At 68.4% G+C, this 20,601-nt stretch carries 24 protein-coding genes; 3 read left to right on the top strand and 21 right to left on the bottom strand.

The annotated features are described in order from the left end of the window. Positions 1 to 169 precede the first annotated feature (169 nt). Entirely contained in the window at positions 170 to 619 is a 450-nt protein-coding gene (locus ACIRJP_RS19135) for a DUF6415 family natural product biosynthesis protein (RefSeq protein ID WP_404175171.1), read from the bottom strand. Then, positions 616 to 1,089 (bottom strand): ATP-binding protein, encoded by a 474-nt coding sequence (locus tag ACIRJP_RS19130; protein ID WP_404175168.1) that lies wholly within the window; start codon positions 1,087 to 1,089, stop codon positions 616 to 618. The genes ACIRJP_RS19135 and ACIRJP_RS19130 overlap by 4 nt, the downstream gene beginning before the upstream one ends. A 175-nt stretch (positions 1,090 to 1,264) precedes the next feature. On the opposite strand from ACIRJP_RS19130, the gene ACIRJP_RS19125 reads away from it, so the two are divergent. Continuing rightward, positions 1,265 to 2,677, top strand: coding sequence for a DNA-binding protein (locus ACIRJP_RS19125; RefSeq protein ID WP_404175165.1), 1,413 nt, complete (start codon positions 1,265 to 1,267; stop codon positions 2,675 to 2,677). Here the strand turns inward: ACIRJP_RS19125 and ACIRJP_RS19120 are convergent, their stop codons facing one another. Beyond that, positions 2,678 to 3,694, bottom strand: coding sequence for an NAD-dependent epimerase/dehydratase family protein (locus ACIRJP_RS19120; RefSeq protein ID WP_404175162.1), 1,017 nt, complete (start codon positions 3,692 to 3,694; stop codon positions 2,678 to 2,680). A gap of 245 nt (positions 3,695 to 3,939) precedes the next feature. On the opposite strand from ACIRJP_RS19120, the gene ACIRJP_RS19115 reads away from it, so the two are divergent. After that, positions 3,940 to 4,272 (top strand): DUF6233 domain-containing protein, encoded by a 333-nt coding sequence (locus ACIRJP_RS19115; RefSeq protein ID WP_404175159.1) that lies wholly within the window; start codon positions 3,940 to 3,942, stop codon positions 4,270 to 4,272. 24 nt (positions 4,273 to 4,296) lie between these two features. Then, positions 4,297 to 4,470, top strand: coding sequence for a hypothetical protein (locus ACIRJP_RS19110; protein WP_404175156.1), 174 nt, complete (start codon positions 4,297 to 4,299; stop codon positions 4,468 to 4,470). A gap of 188 nt (positions 4,471 to 4,658) precedes the next feature. On the opposite strand, the gene ACIRJP_RS19105 is transcribed toward ACIRJP_RS19110, so the two are convergent. The 18 genes from ACIRJP_RS19105 to ACIRJP_RS19020 all read right to left on the bottom strand — a co-directional run bounded on the left by ACIRJP_RS19105 (position 4,659) and on the right by ACIRJP_RS19020 (position 20,601). Beyond that, entirely contained in the window at positions 4,659 to 5,090 is a 432-nt protein-coding gene (locus ACIRJP_RS19105) for a DUF6221 family protein (protein WP_404175153.1), read from the bottom strand. 121 nt (positions 5,091 to 5,211) lie between these two features. Continuing rightward, positions 5,212 to 5,505 (bottom strand): hypothetical protein, encoded by a 294-nt coding sequence (locus ACIRJP_RS19100; protein ID WP_404175151.1) that lies wholly within the window; start codon positions 5,503 to 5,505, stop codon positions 5,212 to 5,214. Beyond that, positions 5,502 to 5,792 carry a hypothetical protein gene (locus ACIRJP_RS19095; protein WP_404175149.1) on the bottom strand — a complete coding sequence of 97 codons (291 nt, stop codon included), beginning with the start codon at positions 5,790 to 5,792 and terminating at the stop codon, positions 5,502 to 5,504. Before ACIRJP_RS19095 ends, ACIRJP_RS19100 begins: the two co-directional genes overlap by 4 nt. Beyond that, positions 5,793 to 6,866 carry an N-acetylmuramoyl-L-alanine amidase gene (locus tag ACIRJP_RS19090; protein WP_404175146.1) on the bottom strand — a complete coding sequence of 358 codons (1,074 nt, stop codon included), beginning with the start codon at positions 6,864 to 6,866 and terminating at the stop codon, positions 5,793 to 5,795. It lies immediately after the preceding gene. Between the two features lie 3 nt (positions 6,867 to 6,869). Beyond that, positions 6,870 to 7,199 carry a hypothetical protein gene (locus ACIRJP_RS19085; RefSeq protein WP_404175143.1) on the bottom strand — a complete coding sequence of 110 codons (330 nt, stop codon included), beginning with the start codon at positions 7,197 to 7,199 and terminating at the stop codon, positions 6,870 to 6,872. Between the two features lie 12 nt (positions 7,200 to 7,211). Beyond that, on the bottom strand, positions 7,212 to 7,946 hold the full coding sequence (locus tag ACIRJP_RS19080) for a hypothetical protein (protein WP_404175140.1): 735 nt from the start codon (positions 7,944 to 7,946) through the stop codon (positions 7,212 to 7,214). Positions 7,947 to 8,112: 166 nt separating this feature from the next. Beyond that, complete coding sequence (locus tag ACIRJP_RS19075; RefSeq protein WP_404175137.1) at positions 8,113 to 8,832, bottom strand: hypothetical protein; 720 nt, start codon at positions 8,830 to 8,832, stop codon at positions 8,113 to 8,115. A gap of 60 nt (positions 8,833 to 8,892) precedes the next feature. Continuing rightward, the gene (locus ACIRJP_RS19070; protein WP_404175135.1) at positions 8,893 to 9,363 is read right to left on the bottom strand and encodes a hypothetical protein; all 471 of its coding nucleotides are present in this window, start codon (positions 9,361 to 9,363) and stop codon (positions 8,893 to 8,895) included. Beyond that, positions 9,363 to 10,370, bottom strand: coding sequence for a hypothetical protein (locus ACIRJP_RS19065; protein ID WP_404175132.1), 1,008 nt, complete (start codon positions 10,368 to 10,370; stop codon positions 9,363 to 9,365). The genes ACIRJP_RS19070 and ACIRJP_RS19065 overlap by 1 nt, the downstream gene beginning before the upstream one ends. 797 nt (positions 10,371 to 11,167) lie before the next feature. Then, positions 11,168 to 12,607, bottom strand: a complete 1,440-nt coding sequence (locus tag ACIRJP_RS19060; RefSeq protein ID WP_404175129.1) for a hypothetical protein — start codon at positions 12,605 to 12,607, stop codon at positions 11,168 to 11,170. A 1-nt stretch (position 12,608) separates the two neighbouring features. Further along, positions 12,609 to 16,022, bottom strand: a complete 3,414-nt coding sequence (locus tag ACIRJP_RS19055; protein WP_404175127.1) for a hypothetical protein — start codon at positions 16,020 to 16,022, stop codon at positions 12,609 to 12,611. Positions 16,023 to 16,124: 102 nt separating this feature from the next. Next, the gene (locus ACIRJP_RS19050) at positions 16,125 to 16,346 is read right to left on the bottom strand and encodes a hypothetical protein (RefSeq protein WP_404175124.1); all 222 of its coding nucleotides are present in this window, start codon (positions 16,344 to 16,346) and stop codon (positions 16,125 to 16,127) included. Positions 16,347 to 16,351: 5 nt separating this feature from the next. Next, complete coding sequence (locus ACIRJP_RS19045) at positions 16,352 to 16,894, bottom strand: hypothetical protein (protein ID WP_404175121.1); 543 nt, start codon at positions 16,892 to 16,894, stop codon at positions 16,352 to 16,354. Positions 16,895 to 17,164: 270 nt separating this feature from the next. Continuing rightward, complete coding sequence (locus tag ACIRJP_RS19040; protein ID WP_404175118.1) at positions 17,165 to 17,938, bottom strand: hypothetical protein; 774 nt, start codon at positions 17,936 to 17,938, stop codon at positions 17,165 to 17,167. A gap of 145 nt (positions 17,939 to 18,083) precedes the next feature. Further along, positions 18,084 to 18,467, bottom strand: coding sequence for a hypothetical protein (locus ACIRJP_RS19035; protein ID WP_404175115.1), 384 nt, complete (start codon positions 18,465 to 18,467; stop codon positions 18,084 to 18,086). Next, positions 18,464 to 19,069, bottom strand: a complete 606-nt coding sequence (locus tag ACIRJP_RS19030) for a hypothetical protein (RefSeq protein ID WP_404175112.1) — start codon at positions 19,067 to 19,069, stop codon at positions 18,464 to 18,466. The genes ACIRJP_RS19035 and ACIRJP_RS19030 overlap by 4 nt, the downstream gene beginning before the upstream one ends. A gap of 12 nt (positions 19,070 to 19,081) precedes the next feature. Further along, complete coding sequence (locus tag ACIRJP_RS19025; protein ID WP_404175109.1) at positions 19,082 to 19,897, bottom strand: hypothetical protein; 816 nt, start codon at positions 19,895 to 19,897, stop codon at positions 19,082 to 19,084. Then, positions 19,894 to 20,601, bottom strand: a complete 708-nt coding sequence (locus ACIRJP_RS19020; RefSeq protein WP_404175106.1) for a hypothetical protein — start codon at positions 20,599 to 20,601, stop codon at positions 19,894 to 19,896. The genes ACIRJP_RS19025 and ACIRJP_RS19020 overlap by 4 nt, the downstream gene beginning before the upstream one ends.

The following is a 20,601-nucleotide window of genomic DNA, read 5'->3' as shown; positions in this document are numbered from 1 at the left end:
GGCTCACACCCGTGATCGACGGGGAGTGTGAGCCGGCCCTCCGCGCTGTCCGCCGACCAGCGCCCGCCGGTGCAAAGCGGGGCGATCGAGGTGGAAGGGGAAGACCCCGTTGGAAGGTCGTCTCCACGGAGCGACAACACAACTCCGCGGAGACGACCCGTTCGAGGCGTCATTCGACGTCCTTGATGTACCGAGCCTCGATGAGTTCCTCGACGAGGTCGGAGATCACGAAAGCCAGGCGTCGAGCCAGCCCGACGGCCTGCTGATGGTCGTCTGGCAGGCACGCATCCTGCATGGAGCGTCCTCGCTCTATGAGCTGCGCCATTTCATCAGTCGGCGGGTACTTGGTGTCGGCTTCGGCGATGGTGCTCAGCTTTGCGAGATGGGTACGCAAGCGTTCGACAAGCGCCGGAGTCGCGGCCTCGGGCGGCGGCTGGTTTCCGATCGTCGTGTCCAGGTCGTCGAAGACCGCATCGACGTCGAGCGGAGTCCACGCAGCGACCCGCTTCAGGACGTGTCTCAAGTCGTCCGGGTCGAGCGGAGGCCTCCACTTCGGGACGTTGGCCATAGGCCGAACGACGCGTTTCTCCAGAACCGGAGCGGTGAGGGAGACCGTCATGCCGGCACCGGCCCTGGCGTCATACGCGCGCGCACCGTCTTGCCGACGCGATCATGGCACAGGAACCAGGACAGTTCACCGCCGAGCCGACGAAGCGTCCAGAGGCCGCGCCTCTCCTGGCCGGCTGGGGCTTGCTCAAAGTCCCGGAACTGCGGAATCGGATCACGTACTTCGATCGTCAGCTCGTGGTCCTCAGTGATGGCGAGCCTGAGCCGCACCTGCCGGTCTTCTGCCGTCGGGCCCGGGTCGGCATGCGCCACGGCGTTGCCAACAAGGATTCCTGCGGCCTGTGTCGCGCCCTCACTGTTCCCCGACCACCTGAACATCGTCAGTCGCGTCCGGGTGTGCAACCGCGCCAGTTGTGCGGCACCCGGCAAGAAATCAAAAGTTCTTGACCATTCCTCGGCGACCGGAGCAATCCCCGTGAGGGAAGTGACCGGTGTCGCCGGCTCGGCGTATCTCGGACGCACGACTCTCACTCCTGACGTCGGAATGTGTTCGGATCGGCACACTCAGCATTGGCTGGCGATCAGAGTCCTCCCGGCGCGGGTGGCTTCGCCATGGCTTCCGGGGTGGCTTCCACGACACTTCCGGACGACAGACGTGGCCTCGGGGTAGCTTCTAAATGCCTTTTACGCAGGACCGTTGTCCTGTCGACTGCACGCGGTATTTCCTCATGAGGAGGGTTCCGCCGACGACTGGTCGACGATGACGCTCGGAGACTTGGGGGCCGAAGTGGGCAAGCCGAGGACGCTGCTCAAAGTCCTGATTGATCAGCGACAGTGGACGTGGGCGATCTTCGAGCGCGAGTTCGCGAAGGCCGCTGACAAGGTCATCGGCCGAGGGGCAAAGAACCCCACGGTTGGTGAGACGCAGTACCGCCGGTGGACGAGCGGCCAGCTCAAGGGGTTGCCCAGCCCGGATGCCTGCCGGGTGCTGCAAGACATGTTCCACGTCGAGGCGTCGAAACTCTTCGCGCCCCCTCCGGAGTCGACGGATCCCGATGTATCGACGTTCGACTTGGAAGCCGAGATCGCAATGACCGCACGTGAAGCACAGGATGATGCTGGCGCCGCTGCCGCATCCTCCGTCTCTGACCTGACCGTCGACCAACTGCGTGACGACCTGCACGTGCTGGCTCGAAATTACAGCAATCAGTCCGCTCGCGACGTCTGGCAGAGAGCAAAGGAACTCCGGGAGCAGGCGGAGAACGACCGCGACCGCACCGCCGTCCCAGCCCAGCAGCAGGTGCTCCTCATCCTCGCGGGACAGGCATCCGCCCTACTGTCGACCGCCGCGTTCGACCTAGGGTCATTTGACGGCGCCAAGCGCCTTGCCCGCACTGCCGCCCTCTACGGCGAGACCGCGCGGTACGAGCCGCTGCGCGCATATGCAGCAGGGAGCCTGGCCTACATCGCCTACTACTCCGGCGAGCAGTCGCAGGCGCCCGTCCACGTTCGGCACGCGCTCACGTACGGAGGCCTTGGAGACGTGGCGGTGCGGCGTCTCCACTCAATCGAGGCTCGGGCCTACGGGCACCTCGGGGATACAGAGTCAGCCCGACGCGCATTGAGCATGTCGGAGGAGGTGGGGACCGACGCAACGGACGAGCTGCACGACGCAGTCGGCGGTGAGTTCGGGTTCAGCGACGAACGGCTGGCCATGTCGAACGCCTCGACCGCGCTGCTCCTGGGCGACGGGCGCGCCGCAGAAACGTCAGCACGGCGCGCGCTTGAACTTGTGGCTGCCAGGCCGGCCAAGGATCGATCCCCCGCCGTCTTCGGGAAGGCTGCGGCTGACGTCGCCATGGCCCGACTGCTGTCGAACGATCTGGAGGGTGCCGCAGAAGCGCTTGAGGCGATGCTGTCAATCACCAGCACGCATCGGGCAACCGGGCTCGTGGCGAGGGCCATGGACTTGCGACGCGCCCTCACCCAGCGGCACCTACAGGGCGCGGCGCTTGCCACCGATCTCGGCGAGCGGCTGGAGGAGTTCACGCGTCTTCCGGGCCAGCGTCAGCTGGTTCCCCCGTACGGAGTACTGGCGCTGGATGCCTGATCAGAGGGAGGCGAGGATCTTTGCCTCCCGCTCAGGGTCGATCCCGTGTGCCGCCCACCGCGGGTGGTCCACGGGGCGGCCGTCGTTCTGCAGCCAGTTCCAGGTGTCGCGAACGGTCTCACGCAGCGGCCTGCACCGGAGTCCTGCGGCAACGGCCCGGCTCGAATCCACGGACCAGACACCGCTGTGGGTGCGCCACAGGGGGAGTTCGGTCCACTGCTTCACACCGTTGCTGATGAGGACTGAGGGGGCGATCCATACGGGGCGCCCGGCTCCGCCCGTGGCTTCCAGGCAGGCACCCAGGAGGTCCTCGAACGTGATGCCGTCCGAGTGCGCGACGTTGTAGCTCCCGGAATCGTGTTTGTCGGCGGCCCGGTCTAGCGCGAACGCAGCCACATCGCGGACGTCAACGGGCTGGATCCGCCGCTGGGCCGGTGCTGGTGCCACAAAGGGGCCTCCCTTGTACGCACGGCGCAGCCACCATGGCAGGCGTCCCACGTACTCGCCGGGGCCGAGGATCACGCCAGGGCGGAGGAGCACGGCCCGGCCGACGAAGGACTCAGTCACGGCACGCTCGCCGCCCGACTTCTGAAAGCCATAGATGGTGGGACTGCCGTCCTCGCCGGTATAGCCGTAGTTCTCATCCGCGTCTGCTGGACACTCCAGCAGTTCGGAGTCGTCCGCCAGATGGCTGTGAGGCCAGCCCTTGTAGACAGACACTGTGGAGACGTGAATCCAGCGGGCAGCACAGTCCTTCAGCGCCGAGGTTGCCAACAGCACGTCACGTGGTGGCAGATCGGAACTCGAAGTGTCGATGACTGCATCCCATGGGCCGTGCGCTGCAAGCGTCCGAACGTCGTCGATGACCGTTCGGTCCCCGCGAACAGGCTTGACCCCAGGAACGTCCTTCCCGGAGCGGCCTCGGTTGAAGGTGGTCACGTCCCACTCTCTAGCCAGGGCCGCTTCGGCAATGTGCTTGCCCAGGAACCAGGTGCCACCCATCACGAGGAGTCTCATAGCTACGGATCTTCCCTTAAAGACTGGCCCAAGACGAGCCTCAGCAGGACTACGCGACAGTGATTCCCCACCTGCCTGCACCGGGCAAACGGATGAGTGGGCGGACAGGCAATCCTGGCGGAAGACCGGCACGGCCCGCCGCCTCCACGACGCCCTGCTCGCCACCCACGACAAGCCGTACGTCACCCTCGTGGTCAACAAGGCAGCCGGCCCGGCAAGCGGGAATCGAACCTATTATCGAATACGTGATCGACCTGCCGCCTGACCTTGCACAGCTCCGGACGCTCCGGACCTGGCACACCATGTGCCTGCGCGAAGTGGATGCGGCAATCGCCGCAGCCGAGCAGCGGGCAGCGGAGGAAGACCGGGGCAAGGCACAGCGCCCGCCTGCCCCTGACTGGATGGTCGAGCGAGGGATCGGCCAGGGCGCCCCGCCCATCGAGGTGCACGTCGGCGGCTGCCACATGGCGAAGAACGCTCGTGCCGTCACCAGGGAGCAGGCGCTCCAGGCCCTCGTCGCCGGCGTCCGCGCCTGCATCCACTGCCGCCCCGACACCGAGCTCGGGATCCTGGAGTAGCGCGGCGACCCGTACCGTACAGGTATGCCAGCTCCTCCCCGGCCTGACGGCCAGGTGCCCCCTGCCCTCGACGACGTCAACGCCCGGATCCGCGACCTCATGAACCAGCCCGCCACCCCGTACCGCACGGAGGAGTACCGGCATCTCCTCACCGCATGGGCCGACCTCGTACGAGGAGACGTCGACCAGACGGCATAAGTGCGACGCCCCCGCTCAGACTGTCGAGCGAGGGCGTCAGGTCCAGTCGATAGCAAGCAGCCAGCAGCCATACGGAAAAGGACACAACCACCGTACGGACGGGCACGGACATCGGTCGTGCCCGGGTCACCGGCCGGGACGCGCCTCGGCAAAGCGGCCCGTGATGGCGGGAAGCCAGCCCTCCTCACTCATGGCCGCCAGCTCTCCTTGTAGTCCGGGTGGTCGTCGTACAGCGCGGCAAGCCCTTGGGTATAGGGGCAGTCGTCGCCATCGATACCGCACACCACCATCGGCGTCATCTCGTCGCCCTTCACAGCCGCGACCAGAGAAGGCTCGTGCTCGACAAGGAGAGCCCGCTTAAAGGCGACGTCTGCCAGCATGCGCGCGCTGCGGTCTTTCTCGTGCGCACCAATCCTCGCTCGGACGGCATCAAGTGCGGCCCCCGAGATTCTGTCGTTGGCCTTCACGTCCCATTGGTCACGTGGGAAGCAGGCGCGCCATTCCTGCCAGGCGCCGAGGAGGGCCTCTGTGGTGAATCGCTCCCAGTGTGTGTCGCTGTAGTAGCCGCGCTCAGCGCAGCTCTCGTCGTCACCCAGGCGCTCGACGCAGAACGCGTACACCTAGTCCAGCCGAATCGGTGCATCAGTCACGGTCGCTCCCCTGCTCGAAGTCCGTGACCGCCAGCATGGCAGCCCTCCCGCCCCGGAGCGGGAGGGCGGGTGCTCAGTCTCAAAGGGCAGATCACCGGAACAGGGCGATCGCCCCCGTCGCAGCGCCCACGACGCCGGCCATCGCACCGACCACCCCGAGCGGCCACCGCCGGGCCTTCAGCGCGTCGACCTCGGCCCCCAGCACGTCCAGGGACCGCTCCGTCTGCTCGCGGAGACGTGCGAGGTCCTGCTCCGTATGAGTGGACCGCTCGACGAGGACAGCCAGGGCCCCCTTGACGTCAGAGAACCCCGTCGTGACCGTCCCCCGCAGCCTCTCCAGCTCAAGGGCAACGGCCTGCGCTTCCGGCTCCGGCGGCGTACTCATTGCCGGCTCTGCCTGACCAGCTCAGCGACGTCGTCCGTCGGCGAGTACTGCGGAGGCCGGGCGTACCCGAGGAGCGCGCCCGCTGCGCCCTTCAGCCAGGCCGGCCCGCCGAGCTTCTCGGCGGCCCGCTCGACGAGTCGGAACAGCAGGTAGTACGCGGCGGCGACCGCGAACGCCACCGCGGTCTGCACGCTGCCGGAGTCAGCCGAGAAACCGAGCTCGGTCAGGGCCACGATGATCCACCCGGCGAGCAGCGGAACGAACGTACGGAGAACGGAGGGCAGCATTTAGGACTCCTTCCAGACGAGCGCGGTCAGAACCGCACTCGACACGGTGATCGACTTCTCGGACTGGTTCAGCAGCCGCACGCGCATGCCGCGGCCCTTCCCGACTCGCTTCGTCAGCGCCACGACGCCGCCCGCGCCCCCGGGCGTGCCGACGATCTCGTGGACGGGGTGGTCGGCCTTGTGTGCGTCGCCGTCGTACTCAGACATGCGGGCCTGGACGACGTCACCGACCGGCAGGCCGTCGAAGCGCAGGCTCAGGGTGCCGGTGAACCGGGCGGCCCCGCGCACGAAGACGCTGCCACCCACCGCGTGACCGTCCGCGGTGTCGCTCCACTCCTGCGTGAACTCGATCGAGTCCCACGCATTCGGCGCCAGGATGTACGGCTTGGCCAAGCCGATGTTCACGTAGTCGGGCATGTCGTTCTCCTCCTCGTTCGGGCCGGTGCCCGGGTTCCAGCTCGCCGGGTGCTTCAGCCGCTCGGCGACATCGGCACGGAGCAGGGGCATGTCGATCCCGCGCGGATCGATCTTGTCCGCGCTCCACTCCCGATGGCCGATCACACTCTTCGCCGACCACCCGTGGGCCCGGCACAACGCGGCCTGCACGCGGACGATCGCGTCGTACTGCGCGGCCGGCCACAGGTCGCGGCCGTCGCCGAGGTTCTCGCACTCCCACCCGTAGAACCGGGCGTTGCCGTCGACCCCGTTGGCGTTGCCGCGGGTGGGCGGAGTCGGGCGGCTGCTGTACGACTCGGCGACCACCTGGTCCAGCACCTTGGGATCGCCGCCCCCAGCGTGATTGGTGCGGCCCCAGCCGACCAGGTGCACACGCCCGTCCTTCGCGATCATCCCGTGACACAACGGACCCGGCAGCTCCGGGTACCCGTCGCGGACGATCCTCACCGTGGAGTCCGTGCCCCGGGTCACGGTGTGGTGGACCAGCGACCCGTTCACCGGCCCCCACGGGCCCTTGTGGTTCCGGTTGCGCGTCGGCCAGTTACCGACCTCGACGATGCGGACGCCCTCGGCGCGCAGCGCCTGGAGCAGCCTGTCAGAGCTGAGCGGGGTCGCCATGGCTCACGTCCCCTTCTTCTGTGCGCTGCCCACGGTCGGGTGGGGCGGGTTGTACCCGGACATACGAGCTGCGGTCTCCGGGGGCACCCCGGCCGCGATCAGGGCTTCGTAGTCGACGCGGCACCGTTCCTGCTCGGCCGCACGCTCCTGGGCCTCCCGCTCGGCGTTCGCCGCCTCGACCGCGGCCACGCCCTCGTTGTAATCGGCTTCGGTAATCGCCACCGCGCCCTCGGGCAACTCTGGTTCCGGGATGGGCCCTTCCCCGGTGACCGTCACGGTGGAATACGAGCCGTCAGCGTGCCGGTAGTAGTAGGTCTCTTCAGTCTCTTCCATGATTGCCGTCTCCTAGGCGCTGATGATGAGGGCCTGCAACGACCACTGGATCCGGGTGTACGTGGCCCCGCCCGTACCCCGCCCCAGCGTGATCTCTAGAGGCTCGACGAGCGTCCCGCCCGCCGGGATGCTCCGCCGCCACTGCTTGGACACCTGTGTGTGCACTCCTGTAGCCGTGCTGCTGCCTCGGTTCACGAAGGCCTGCATGTCGTCCGCCGCGATCCCGGCGGACGCCGAAGAGTTCGCGGGAAGTGTGAAGTCGATGTCGATCGTGGCCACTACCCAGGCGAGGGCCGGGCGGCAGCCGTCTCGGTTGACTATGTCGAGCGTGTGCGTCGCCACGATCACGTCGCTGCCGGCTGGAACCGCCGTCGCCGGCAGCACCTGGTTTCCCTCCGCGGTCGCGTTGGCGACCCGCGTCCGGGGCTCGGAGCGCAGCACGCCCGTGCTGTCGCAGTACACCCCGCCCGCCGCGGCGTCGATGTCGCACGGGTGGGGCCAGTCCTTTGTGGCCGCGGCCAAGGGTGTGCCGGTCGCGCCGTCGCCGGTCAGCCCGCACCCTGTGGCCACGGTCCCGCCCGTCCCGCCGGTCACGACCAGGCCGCCCGGCCCGCACACAAGGAGGTTGGCCGGGTTCGGGTCCAGGCGCGGCGCCGCAGTGAGCGGCGCAGCCTCGGTGCCCTGCCCGGCAAGGGTGATGCAGTCGCCCTGACCGACGACCAGCGGCTTCGGTTTCGCGGTGATCACAAGGGGGTTCGACGGGTTCCCTGCCCCGTCGACCTCGATACCGTCACCACCCACGATCACGCAGGAGCACCGGTCATTTCCGCATCCGCATCGAGCCACAGGCCCACTCCATCTCTGATGAGGTGGCCCGGCCCAAAACCAGCGGCACGCCCAGCGTACCCAGCAACTACCCGTACAGCTCCACGACCACGATCCCGACACCCCCGGCCGAACCGTCGTAGCTCTTCCCGTCCGCGCTGAACGCGCCTCCGGAGCCGCCGCCGTAGCCGCGCCCGGCACTGCCCGGACCGGACGTGGTGCGCCCGTACCCGCCGTGCCCCATACGGGAGTCCCCGCCCCGGCCGGACATCCCACGCATCCCCATGCGCAGCGCCGCCTCCCCTGCACCGCCGCCATCCGTCATCTGCCCGGACCCGCCGCTCGGCGCCGCGACACCATTGGAAACCGTGTTGCTCGTGCCGGAGTCCATCCCGTCAGTGCCCGGATTCCCGCCGGCCCCGGTGACCACCCCACCGAAGCTCGACGCCCCGCCAGCGCTGCCCGGGTTGTTACCGGTCCCGCCCGTACCGCCCGCCCCAACCACGATCGTCTCGACGTCACTCAGCGCCCCGACCTCGATCACGGACTCGCCATATCCACCGCCGCTCGCGCCGTTTCGCGCGATCAGTTCCTTCGCTGCGGCTGCGGCACCAGCCGAACCACCGCCGCCCCCCTGTACCTTGACCCGGACCCGGGCCAGCCACGGGTAATCCGCCTTGCGGAACTGGTACGTACCCGGGCTCTTGTGCACGATGACCCGCCTCAGTCCCATGGTGCCCGGATTCAGGCAGAGCTCGCCGGTCTCGTCGACGTTGAAGTACTCACCGCACGCGCAGACGCTGGCCACGGTCCCCTCCCAAGGGGTTGGAGTGACGAGCCCGGCCCAAAACCAGCGGCTTCTGGGAGCCTAGTCGTCCTCCGACCGTGTGTCCGTGGCGGCGGGCGGCGGCGTCGCGGTGAGGTGGACCGTCACCCCGGGCGCCGGTACGGCCGGGAGCAGCCCCAGCCCGAGCACGGGCCGTGTGCGCCACACCCGTACGGTCACCGCCGCTCCGGTCACGTCCTCGGCTGTGACGGTCAGCGGCCCGTCACCCCGCTCGGGGTCGACGGCGACCGCGCTGATGACCGGCGGCGCGGGCAGCTCGGGCACCAGCGTCCAGGTGGCGCGGCCGTCCTCGTCGGTGACGACCACCGCAGCGGCCGGGGACGGGCCGGGCGGACCTGCCGGGCCGGCGTCGCCCGGCGGGCCCGTCGGCCCCGGCGCCGGAGTCGACTTGGGCTGGTGCTCCATCGACCGCGTACGCCGGTCCAGGTCGCGGAGCACGCCCCCGAGGGGGTTGTCGGGTGACCGCCTGGCGGCCGATCCGCGCAGCGCCATCAGGCCACCCCCGCCGGAGTCAGCTGGAGGCTGATGGTCTCCGAGTCGCCGTCTTCCTTGACCTTGACCGTGGCGATCTTCAGGGCCTGGGAGATCGTCCGGCAGGTCTGCGTCGTCGTCACGTCCACGCACCACCCAGGCACCAGGGCCGCCACGTCCAGGCCCGCGTCCGGGGACAGCACAGCCTCCTGGGAGTCGAGGAACACCGGGGCCGGGCACGACGCCGCGAGCCGGGACCGGGCCGCAGCCTCCGCCGAGGCATCGTCCAGGATCGAGGTCTCCTCCACGACCCGCTCGATCAGCCCGTAGTACGGGTGGGCCCCGCCGGCCACGCCCACGACATCGTCCTTGCCGTGGACCACCCACCGGGTGGCGAGCGCCAGGCCGTCCTCGACGACCACCAGCTCGTCCGCGAAGTCGGCATCAGACAGCGAGGCGACGCGTGCGGAGTGGTCCTCGGGCAGGATCAGAATCCGCGACCCGAGCGCGGTGAAGTCCAGGCCGGTCGCCGCCAGGTCGCGGAGGTGGTCGCCGGTCTGGCCCACGTCGGCCTGGTAGGAGCGGCGGCCGCGGATACGGGACGGGGCCACGACCGTCACCGTGTGCCCAGGGCCGTCCGGCGCGAAGCCGTCGTCGATCAACCACGCCGCGACGTCGGCCAGCTCGTGATCCACGAACTCCTGGCTGGTGTGCGGGGTCCGGCGGTCCAGCCAGCCCAGGATGTCCACGGCACTGATCTCCGCCCCGTCGACCGTCCACTCCACACTGGTGATCGGCCCTTCCCACACGGGATCGGTGCCGCGGTGGATCGCGAGCTTGTGGCGCCAGGTCCGGACGCGAGACAGGGCCGCGCAACAGTCCGCGTCCGGGGCGATGACGGCCTTGGCCTCGGACAGGTCGTCCAGGACGCGGGACCACTCCACGGACACCAGCACGTCCGTGCCCGCGACGGCCGCCCCGTCACGGTCGATGATCTGCGCTGTATGCGACGCGCAGCCAGCTGCCACAGCAACCCCTAGGGTCGTGGTGGTGCTCGGCCCAAAACCAGCAGCACGGCGAGTGTACGGTCAGTAGTCCCGGCCTCTCAGGGACACCGTCACGGTCGCGTTCTCGGACGGGGTCCCCACCACACCCGTAGCGTCGCCACTTCACAAGGCGTATTTCGTGAGGCGGCACGGGTGTTCTAGCCAACGCTCGCGCTGGATGGCTGGTAGGTGCCATTCCCAGTTCCTGGAAGGCTTGCTAGACATTCAGTGCTAGTTCGCATCATCAGCCAACGCTCTTCAGGGGGGCAACATGCGTGTTCGTCATGCCGTCGCCAGCGCGGCTCTCAGCACCGCACTTCTCGCGGGTGTGGCCGCAGCACCGGCCCACGCGGCCTCGTCCGGCGCGGCAGGGTGCCAAACGGCGTCCTGGCAGAAGGGCAAGGACGGCACCGTGGTGTACACAACTCAGGCCGTAGTGCTCCACAAGCAAGGCCCTTACGGTGACTGCCTGCCTGCATACACCATAGGCGGCTCAAGTAACAAGCTCGTATATGACTGCTGGACTGAAAACAGCTACGGCAACACGTGGACTCACCTCACCGCTTACTACGGCAATCAGGTCTATGAGGGCTGGATCTGGGACGCCAAGCTACCGTACGGCGGCAGCTCAGTGCCATGCAGCTGGTAGAGCAGCAGAGCCCTCGATAATTCGCTCCATTGGGCACGTTGCTTGGCGCTGCAATAGTTTTTGAGATGACCAGGCCGCAGGTTTTGGGCCGCGGTCTGGTCATTTCCATAACTGTGGCGGGCTCGTGCTGTCAGTACTCCCGGCCGCTCAGGGACACCTTTACCGTCGCGTCGTCAGCCGGGGTCACAACGGCGTCAGCGGCCACCTCGACGCAGTACCGATCGCACGTCAGCAACGCGAAGGCGAGCGGGCCGCCGTCGCGCCCGTACGCGTCCGTCGTCGACTCGCACCGCCCGTAGCACTCCACGCTGGCCCGGCCGATCTGCCCGTCCAGCGTCATCGTCCCGCCGGCCGCCACGTAGCCGATCTCGTAGACGGAGTGAGGGTTGCAGCGCTCCAGTTCCACGACCTCATCGCAGCTCAGCCCCTGGTGCTCCAGCGTGCGCTCGTACAGGGTGATGGTGACGCGGCGCAGGTCGCTGCTCCCGGCGCTGACCTCGATCACCGGTACCGCCCCGAACCAGCGCGGCCAGGACGACAAGTCGAGTTCGTACGTCTCCGTGTTCACGGCCAGGGCGTGCCGGAAACAGGTCTCGGGCGGTGGGAGTTGCGGCGGGGTCGGGGTCCGGCACGTCGTATCGGCGCACAGGGACTCAGGGTCCGGGCACGCGGCCAACCGACACGTCGCGTCGCACGAGTCGCGGACCGGCTCCAGCACCGGCCACTCCACCTCGCACCCTGCCGCGTCCGTGAGCTGGACCGTCACCGCTCCGGTCCCGCACTGGGGGGCGTCCGGGCCGATCTCAATACAGACCGGCGGGGGCGGTCCTTCCGGGCCGCGGTGGATACACCAGGTGACGCACTCGCCGTCGTCGGTCGGGACCGGAACGTCGAGCACGGGAACCGGGTCCGCCCACAGCCACGGAGTCCCGGCAGTGAGCACAATCTCCACCGTGAGGATGTCGGCCCCGGACTGGCACGCACCGCTGCCCGTGCACCCGTCACCGTTCCGGGCGATCACACGTGGTCCGTCGGTGAGGGCCACGCGGCGCAGCGTCCGCCGGTGCCGTGCCGCGAACTCATCGGGGTCCTCGGTCGAGGGCGGGCAGCAGTTGTACACGGTGAGGCAGTCCCCGCCACACCCGTCCGTACACCCGGCTAGGGCCTGGGCCAGCCACCGCAGCCCGTACGCAACACCACAGCACGTAGAGCCGAGGAGCGCCCCGGTCACCGTGATGGTCCGCGGCTGCACACGGGGCTTGCCGATCGCGGCCCCGCCGGTGACGGACCCGGTGACCGACCTCGTGACGGGGTGGTCGTCCATGCCGTCGACCGACAGCACCAGCAGGCCGGCGAAGTCACCGGACTCGGGTACGTCCTCGTCCCACCACGGGGCCTCGTCCTCCCACGGCGTGGTGTAGGGCTCATCCCCGACGTGCTCGGCGTCGAAAGTGGGACACCCGCAGGAACCAACGCTATCGAGCGGGGAGCCGACACTCGCGAGGTACGCGGCCAGGCGCGCCGAGTTGAAAAGCTCGATGCCGCCCAGGGCCATGAAGTCGGTGTACACCTCACATCACCCCCGCGGCGAGTGCCATGCGGTTGAGTACGCGACGGGCTGTCATGTTGGCATCCCCGGCCTCGGTGATCGTCCAGTGGTTCGTGATGACCGGGCCTGGCCGGGCCGTGCTCCTCTGCCCCTGCTGAACGTCGGTCGCGGCAAGAAGGTCGACGAGACCGGACTGCTCGGCGAGCTGGCGGGCGCGGGCCGGCCGGGTGAGGGGAATAACGACCTCGGTCCCGGCCTCACCGATCAGCGCGGGGGTGGGACCGGTGACGATCCCGCCGTTCGCGAACGGCAGCAGCCCCCGTACGGAACTGGGTAGCCCGCCCTTGATCTTGCCCATGATCGCGCCGCCGATGTCGCCGACCGATGCGGCGATCCGCCCCGACAGCCCGGAAAACAGCCCCACGATGCTGGAGATCAGCGAGCTCGCGGCGCTGCGCGCGGACCCGAGCGCGGAGTGGAAGATGCCGGCGAGTCGTGACCCGAGCGAATCCAGGGCTCCGGCAATCCGGCCTGGCAGCCCAGAGAAGAAGCTGACGACGGCCGACCCGCCTGTCCGGGCGACGCCGAGGGCTGCTGCACCTGCCGTCTGGAAGATCGCCGACAGTCGCGACGGAAGGGAGGAGAGGGCTGTCCAGATCCGGGTAGGGAGCCCCCCGAACATGGTCGTAAGCAGGGTGAGCCCGGAGCTGACGGCGGCGCTGGCGGAACTGAGCGCGGAGAAGAACAGGCTGGCCAGCAGACTCCCGAGGGACGACATGGCCGCCCAGATCCGGGAGGGCAGCGACGCGAACCAAGCCACCGCTCCGGCCCCCCACGTCTGGAGGGTGACGGTGACGGACGTCAACGCTGCCGAGATGGAGGTCTGGAGGCTGACGCCGAGCTGGGACAGCGATGCCATGATCCGGCCAGGTAGCTGGGCGAACCAGCTGACCGCGCTGGACACGAAACCACTGATGACGCCGAGGACTTGGCCGGGCAGTTGCGCGAACCACTGGATGATGGCGTTGATCAGGTCCGGGATGATGCTGTGCCCGACCAGGACGTCATACAGCCATTGGAACGCGTCGATCACCTGGCCGACGAATGTCAGGACGTCGCCGATCACGTCCGCCAGCGCACCGCCCATGCGCCGCAGCGCGGCGGCGAGTATGTCCATCTTCTGCGGCAGCCCGTCCAGGACGTGCATCTTCACAAATGACGCCGCGAGCTTGGCGACCGGCTTCACGGTCTTCAACAGCTCGCGTGCCAGCGGCGCCACCTTCGCCAGGAGCTTGGCGAAGCTCTTGCCCGCGAGCTCAGCCCCGTGGGCGGCCTTCTGCATGACGTCCGCGCCGAGCTGCTTCAGCGGGGCGAGCGCCGGAGCGATCTCCTTCTTCAACCTGCCAAGCGCGGGCAGGAGTTGAGCAAGGACGTCCTGCCCAAGCTGCTTCAAATCGCGGGCGAGTTTGGCGGCGGCCGGGGCGACCTCATCGAAGAACGGCTTCAAAGTGCGCAGCGCACCGGCCAGCTTGTCGAAGACTTTGGTGATGATGCCGCTCTTGCTGAGCTTCTGGAACGCCTTGACGAGGGCTCCGCCGATCAGCTTCACGAACGGGCCGAGCACGGACCACGCCACCTTGACCGCACCGGAGAGGATCCGGAACCCACCCTCGGCGAGCTCGATGACTGGGGTCAGTGCTGCAGCAAGCCACTCGGACAACAGCTTGACGACAGGTGAGAGCGCCTTCATGGTGAAGGCCAGCTCTTTGCCGACCAGGGCCACGAGCCGGCCGACGACCGGCAGCAGCGGGGCCACCGAAGCCAGCAGCTCCCCGAGCCCCTCGGAAACCGGCTTGAGCTCGGGGGCGATGAGCCTGATCGCCTCCAGCAGCCCGTCAGCGACCGGGGCAAGCCCCTCGGCGATCGCCCGCAGGTCCAGCCCCTCCAGCAACGTGGCGACGGCCTTCCCGAGGGAGTTGATGACCGGCAAGAGGGCGGGGACGAGGCCGCCTACCTGCTTGACCAGCGCGACGAAGATCGGGCCGAGCTGCGCCCCGACACCAGCGAGCCCGGACAGCAGGCCGTTGAGCGCGGAGCTGCCCGCCGCCGTCTTCAGGAACGCGGCAGCCTGCCCAGTCAGGTCGCGCAACGTGCTGAGGAGCCCGCCGCCGGTCTGCTCCGCCGCGCCCAGGACGGAGCGGAGGATGCTGCCCACGTTGAGGAGGGTGCCCCCGAGGGTCTTGAACACCCCAACGGCATCACTGACCCAGGCCACCGCCCGGCCACTGTCCGCAGCACCGGACAGGAACGCGCCGAGCTTCTTCCCGACGCCCTCGATCGCTGTCCCGAGCCTCGCCCCGAACGCGGCCGACACCTCGCCGGCCAGCTTCGCGAACCCCTGGGCCACCGGGTTGATGGCCGCGGCCAGTCCCTTCGTCGCGGCGGTCGTCCCGGCCAACGTCTGCTTGACCGCGGCAACACCGTCGGCCGACCGCAGGAATTTGGCGACCTGCCCGGCCGCCGTCCCGAACTGCCCCGATATCGAAGACAGTGCGCTCTTGAGGGGCCCGCCCAGTACTTGGGCCAAACCGGTGACCTGCCCCACCAACGGCCGGAAGAAGGCATCCTGGACCTTGTCCTTCAGCGCATCGAACTCGGGCCGCAGCGCCCGCAACTCCCGGGCCACCTTCTGAGCAGCGGGCGAGAGCGCTTCGAGTGCCTTCTCGAACTTCTCGGAGTCCTCCGTCAACGCCGCACTGAACGCATCACCGACCCCGGACAGGGCAAGCTTCAGAGCGCTGACCGCGATGACCGCGCCGCCGACCACGGCGGGGACCGCCGCGATGATGCCGCCCGCAGAGGCGAGCGCGGTGACGAGCGACAGGACGCCCGTGCTGGCCGCCGCCGCAGCAACACCGATCGCGCCGAACTTCAGCGCACCGAGCACCGCCGAACCGACCTGGCCTGCAATCTTCCCGAGGCCGCTCAACGCCCGCGCGAAACGATCGCTGTCGACATCCGCATTGACGCGGACCGTGACGTCCGGCGGCCGGTGCGCCCGAATACGGGAGTCGAAGTCGCTGAGATCCGGGACGACCCGGATCGACACCTCCTCGCCCGCGAGGTGGGTACGGATACGCGCGACGAAGTCGGTGAGGTCCGGGGTGACCGGGATGCTGATGCTGTCCAGCGACCGGAGCCCGGTGAGGAGCTGGGCGTCGAACCGGCGCAGGTCCGGCTCCACACGAACCGTGACCGCCGCCGCGTCAAGGCCGCGCTGGATATTGCGGCGGATCTCGGCACCCAGGCCGCGCGTCGCCCGGTTTAGGGCTCGCTGGATCCGGATGCCGAGGTCGCGTGCTTCGCCGACCACCCCCGAGTCGTCGAGAGTGATCGTTATCCGGGCAGATCCGTAATCGTCGTCCTCGCCAGCCACCGGGCAACCTCACGAGCTCGTGAATGGTTGCCCGGCCCAAAACCAGCGGCGCACCGGCTGCCATGGAGCCGGTAGTGATCCCAGGTTAGCCGGTGACCGTACTCAGCCACGGGGCCCACCGAACCGGGCATCCTCCGCCGCCATCTGCGCCATCAGCGCCCGCGCATCGCCCGCACTGAGTCCGGCCGCATCGCGCCTCAGCGCGCCGCCGGACATCCGCCGACGCGCCTCCTTGGGTGGTGCGTACAGCTGCGCCCGGTTCCGCTGCCGCTCGGCGTCGTCCTCGGCCGCCATGTCCATCGCGGCTTCGGCGGCAGACAGCATCCGCCTCAGCGGCCACGTGTGCGGGTCGATGCCTTGGAGGGCGAGCGCCCCGTCCCACGACTCCCAGCTTGCCGAGATGCTGTTGAGGAGCCGCTGGACGACGTAGTAGGGCGGGCGTCACCACCACCCCCGTACAGCTCGACCACCCACTCCATCAGCTCGGCGGGGACGCGGGGCGGCAGCCGCAACGCGTCCACGATGCGCGCCCCCTTCTGCTTCGCTGCGTACGCCTCCGCCTCCTCCAGGTCCTGGAAGGACCGCAGCACCTTGCCGGCCTTGACGACGTCGATACGGAGGAACTGCTCGGCGGACTCGGGCAGCATCTGCCGGGCCAGGAAGACCCGCAGCGCACGGCCCGACTTGCGGATGTCGGAGGGGTCGGCGTCGGCGAGGTCGTCCAGGTCGACGCCCTCAGCTTTCCGGGCATCCCTCAACTCTGCGTAGGCGTCCATGAACTCGTCCCCGAACACCTCGGGCTGGAAGAAGAGTTCTGTCCCGCCGACATCGGCGACGTGCGGCTCGGTGTGAAGGGCAAAGGATTTACGCACAGGTGGTCTTCCTGTCTCACGCTCCTCGCCCGGCCCAAAACCAGCGGCGTACCGGCAGGGTAACCGGTCGCGATCGCGCCACGTCCTGCGAACCAGTGTCGACTCGGGACGGACGCTCGGGAACGACGCTGCCCAACTAATCGAACGTCAGCGCCATCTCCCGTCAGGCATTCGACGGAGGCCAAGAGGGTTGGTTGTCGACGAGGCTCCGTCCGGCCCGCAAACCCTTCAGAAAGGGAAAGCGCATCCAGGCATTTCGCCGGGCGGGGGTCACTTATAAGCACCGGAGAGGGTTTTCTCCCCAAGCGTGTAGCAGCCGCGTTCCCCGCGAATGTCCAGGATTAGCCTCTTCTGATACTCGGCCTTCTCCTTTCCGTGCGTGGCGTTAACGAGTTCTATGTCGTTGAGATAGACAAAGTACTTGCTGCCTGCCAGCACGACCTTAGCCACGGGGCCGTAGGCTGCTCCGATTATTCCGGCGGCCTTCTGGAGTCCAATTTTTTCCTTGGCGCAGTTGATTGTGTCCAGACCTGCCTCTGCCAGCTTATCCTCCTGCGCGCGAGGCTTGTTTGGCACAGAAATGCTGTAGAAATGCACCTGGGTCTGATCGTACGTCTGCGTGTTGTCGGGGTTGCCACTGTTGTTGGTTGCGCCGCTGTCGTCCGGATTGACCCCGCCGTGCATGGCACCGCTGTCGTCCGGATTGACCCCGCCGTGCATGGCACCGCTGTCATCCGGATTGACCCCGCCCTGCATGGCACCACCTGGGGTCCAGTCTTCGTCGGTATTACCGCCGCCGGTGTCGCTGTTGCCAGCACTGCTACTGGAGTCGTCGTTGCCGCTTCCGTCATCAGCGAAGGCGATGCCCGCGCTTCCTCCGAGAGCCAGCGCCGTGACGAGAGCGGTAGTCGCTGCGAGTCGTGCCGCCCGCTTCTTCGTTAGCATTTCAACTTCCAGTGTGTTGCGAACTGTAGTTGCTGGAGGGCCGATGCGCCACAACGCTGCGGCGTGGCCGATCGGATGCGAATTCGAAGTGTCTGCCAAGTAGATCCCGGCATCCGCCTTAGTTCTTCGATCGCACCCGTTTATATCCATGCTGTACCGCTAGAGACTTCTGGTCCAGTGCTCCGAGGTCGTGAATCTGATTGCACCGTCAAATGAGCTCAGTCACTGGCCAGACAGCCCGCCTCTACCGCCCCTCACGCAGCGCACGAGCAAGAAAGTTGTTCGGTTTCGTGCCAGGGTGTCGTACCAGCTTCGTGTACACCACCCGGCCGCCGTCCACCTCGAACCTCAACACCCCATTTGCGCGACGCGGCTTAATCAGGTGAGGCCTTGTGCCGTTCAAGACGTAGTGGACCGCGGGGTGATCGCACACGATGACACCCTGCATGCCTCCCGGCCCCGGTGCGACCTTCCAACTGATGTACTTGCCCATGCTGCCGGGTGCCTCGGCCTCCGCGATGGCCGCGACCCGCCGCGTCCGCTCCCGCAACTTCTGCTCGGCCCGGCCGCCGCGTCTGCGGAGCAGACGGGCGATACGGCCCTGGTCGATCCGGACTTCCACGCTCACGACGTCTCCTCGCCAGGGCAGCGCCCGCACCCAGGCAGAGCCACAGTGACCCGCTGCTCCAGGCCGACGCAACCGCCTTCCGGCCCGATGGTCCGCTGACCGCCGACCAGGAACCGGTACGGCTTCCGCGGGTGCGGGCCGAGACCGGAGAGGCAGCACCAGAGGGCGGAGTAGACGGTGGCCATGTCCACGTGGAGGATCCGCGCGGCCTCGGTCTGCTCCTCACACGACGGCGGGCACCCGTCCTCGTCCATCACCGGCGCGCACCGCAGGAGGGTGATGACGAGCTCGACGGCGGTGAGCGGGGCCGGGGTGCAGCCACGGACGCCCTGGACGGTGCGGTCCTCCGCGGGGAAGCCCTGGGCGGCCGGGTAGATGCGGGCCACGTTCACGGTGAGCTGTCCGGGCGCGCCGCCGGCGCCTCCGCATCCCTGCTCTGCGTCGCAACTGTCCCAAGCCGCCTGGCCGGGGATGACGCACGCGCGGCACTCAGGGCATCCGGGTTGTCCGGGGATCTCCTCCGCGGCGGCGTCCAGTGCGGCGCACACGCAGCCGAGGACGGCCTCCGCCAGGTCGTGAACCGCGAACGGGGTCAAGGGCATTGCAGAGCCTCCCTAGGGCCAGACGGTGACGCGTGGGCGCCTGTAGTCCGGCGAGTACACGCGTGAGGGCGAGCGCTGGCGGTAGGGGTTGACCGCGAGGAGCCACATGTCGACGGTGGCCAATCCGGTCAGCCCTTCCGCGTAGAGGAGCGTCGGGTCCTGGCGCTCCATCTCAACGCCCTGGCGGGTCATCCTCGTGACGTTGCGGTTCGCTTTGCATCCGCAGGAGCCTCCTGCGCCGCAGCCCTTGAGGAAGTGGCACACCAGCTCCGACACCGCGGCGACGGCAGCCTCGTCGAGCGGGAGGCCCCACCGGTAGGTCACGGTCAGGGTGCCGGGCGCACCGGGCGGCTCGGCCATCTCCTGGCACGTCGGCCACTGCTGGCCGCCGAGGCGCACCAGGCGGCCGGGGGCGTCCACCCGGTACTCCAGGCCCGGGACGAGGATCGTCCCGCCGTCGTTGACCTCCACCACGTCATACACGGGGCCCGGGAGGTAGAGCTCCGACAACTCGCCGCAGGAGCAGGCGCTCTTGCAGCCGCACAGGGACGCGTTACGCCAGACGCCACCGGCGTCGATGTACGGGATCCAGCCTCCAGTGGAAGCGCCGGACACGGCTTGGAAGGAGATCGGGCCTGCCGTGTCCAGGCAGGAGCGGGAGCACGGTCTCACCGTCACCGGGCACGGGCCGTAGCGCATGCCGGAGAGGTGCCAGAGGATCGTGGAGGCAACCCGTGTCCAGCGTTCCACCTCGGCCGGGTCGCGTTCCTCCACGTCGCAGCAGAGCGCCACGGGCCATGGTTCGCAAGGGCCGATCTGGAGACTCACCGGCGTCCCCTCTCGTACGGGCCCGGCCGGCGGAAGCTCTCGCGGATGTGACGGCCCACCATGCCGTTGGTGAAGGAGTCCGGCATGGTGGACAGATACGTGCCAGTGGTGTCGAAGCGGGGGCCGCGGTCGAGGACCTTGACGTCCGCCATCCGCTCACCGCCGATCCCGGCGAGCACTCCGTAGGCCGTCCGCTTGTGAAGGACGTCGAGGTGGCCGCCCACCTCCAGCGCATGGAACATCCCGTTTTTGCGGATGGGGAGCGGGACGTGGAGCTCGTAGGAAAGCGGATCCTCATGCCCGAGGCCCACGAGGAGGTCCCGCGTCTCCCGGAGCCCACGCAAGTAGGACCCGTTCCCGCGCGTGGCGTAGTACGCCTCCACCTCCCGCACCGGGCCCCGGTGGAACACCGGCATGGACTCCAGGCGACGCATGACGAAGAAATCGTCATTGCAGTAGAGGAACGTGTCCGAGACGTCGGGGTGTTCGCACACGGCGCGCATGGCGGCGGTCGTGTTCCGGTACTTCGTCCGGCCCGCCTGCCGGGTGGGGATGTGCTCCACACCGTCCGCCCACGGCGGCCGGCCACCCACGAGCCACACCCGCCGGTGCGGGAGGTTGACCGCCCAGGAGCGCAGCGCATAACGCAGCTGCTCATTGGCGGCGCCCTCCCGCACCGGCACAACGATGTCGAGCTCACCCAT

This window comes from Streptomyces sp. NPDC102437, assembly GCF_044765565.1.
Classification (GTDB): Bacteria; Actinomycetota; Actinomycetes; order Streptomycetales; family Streptomycetaceae; genus Streptomyces.
The sequence above is the reverse complement of the archived record's forward strand: the minus strand, read 5'-3'. Positions and strand labels throughout refer to the sequence as shown.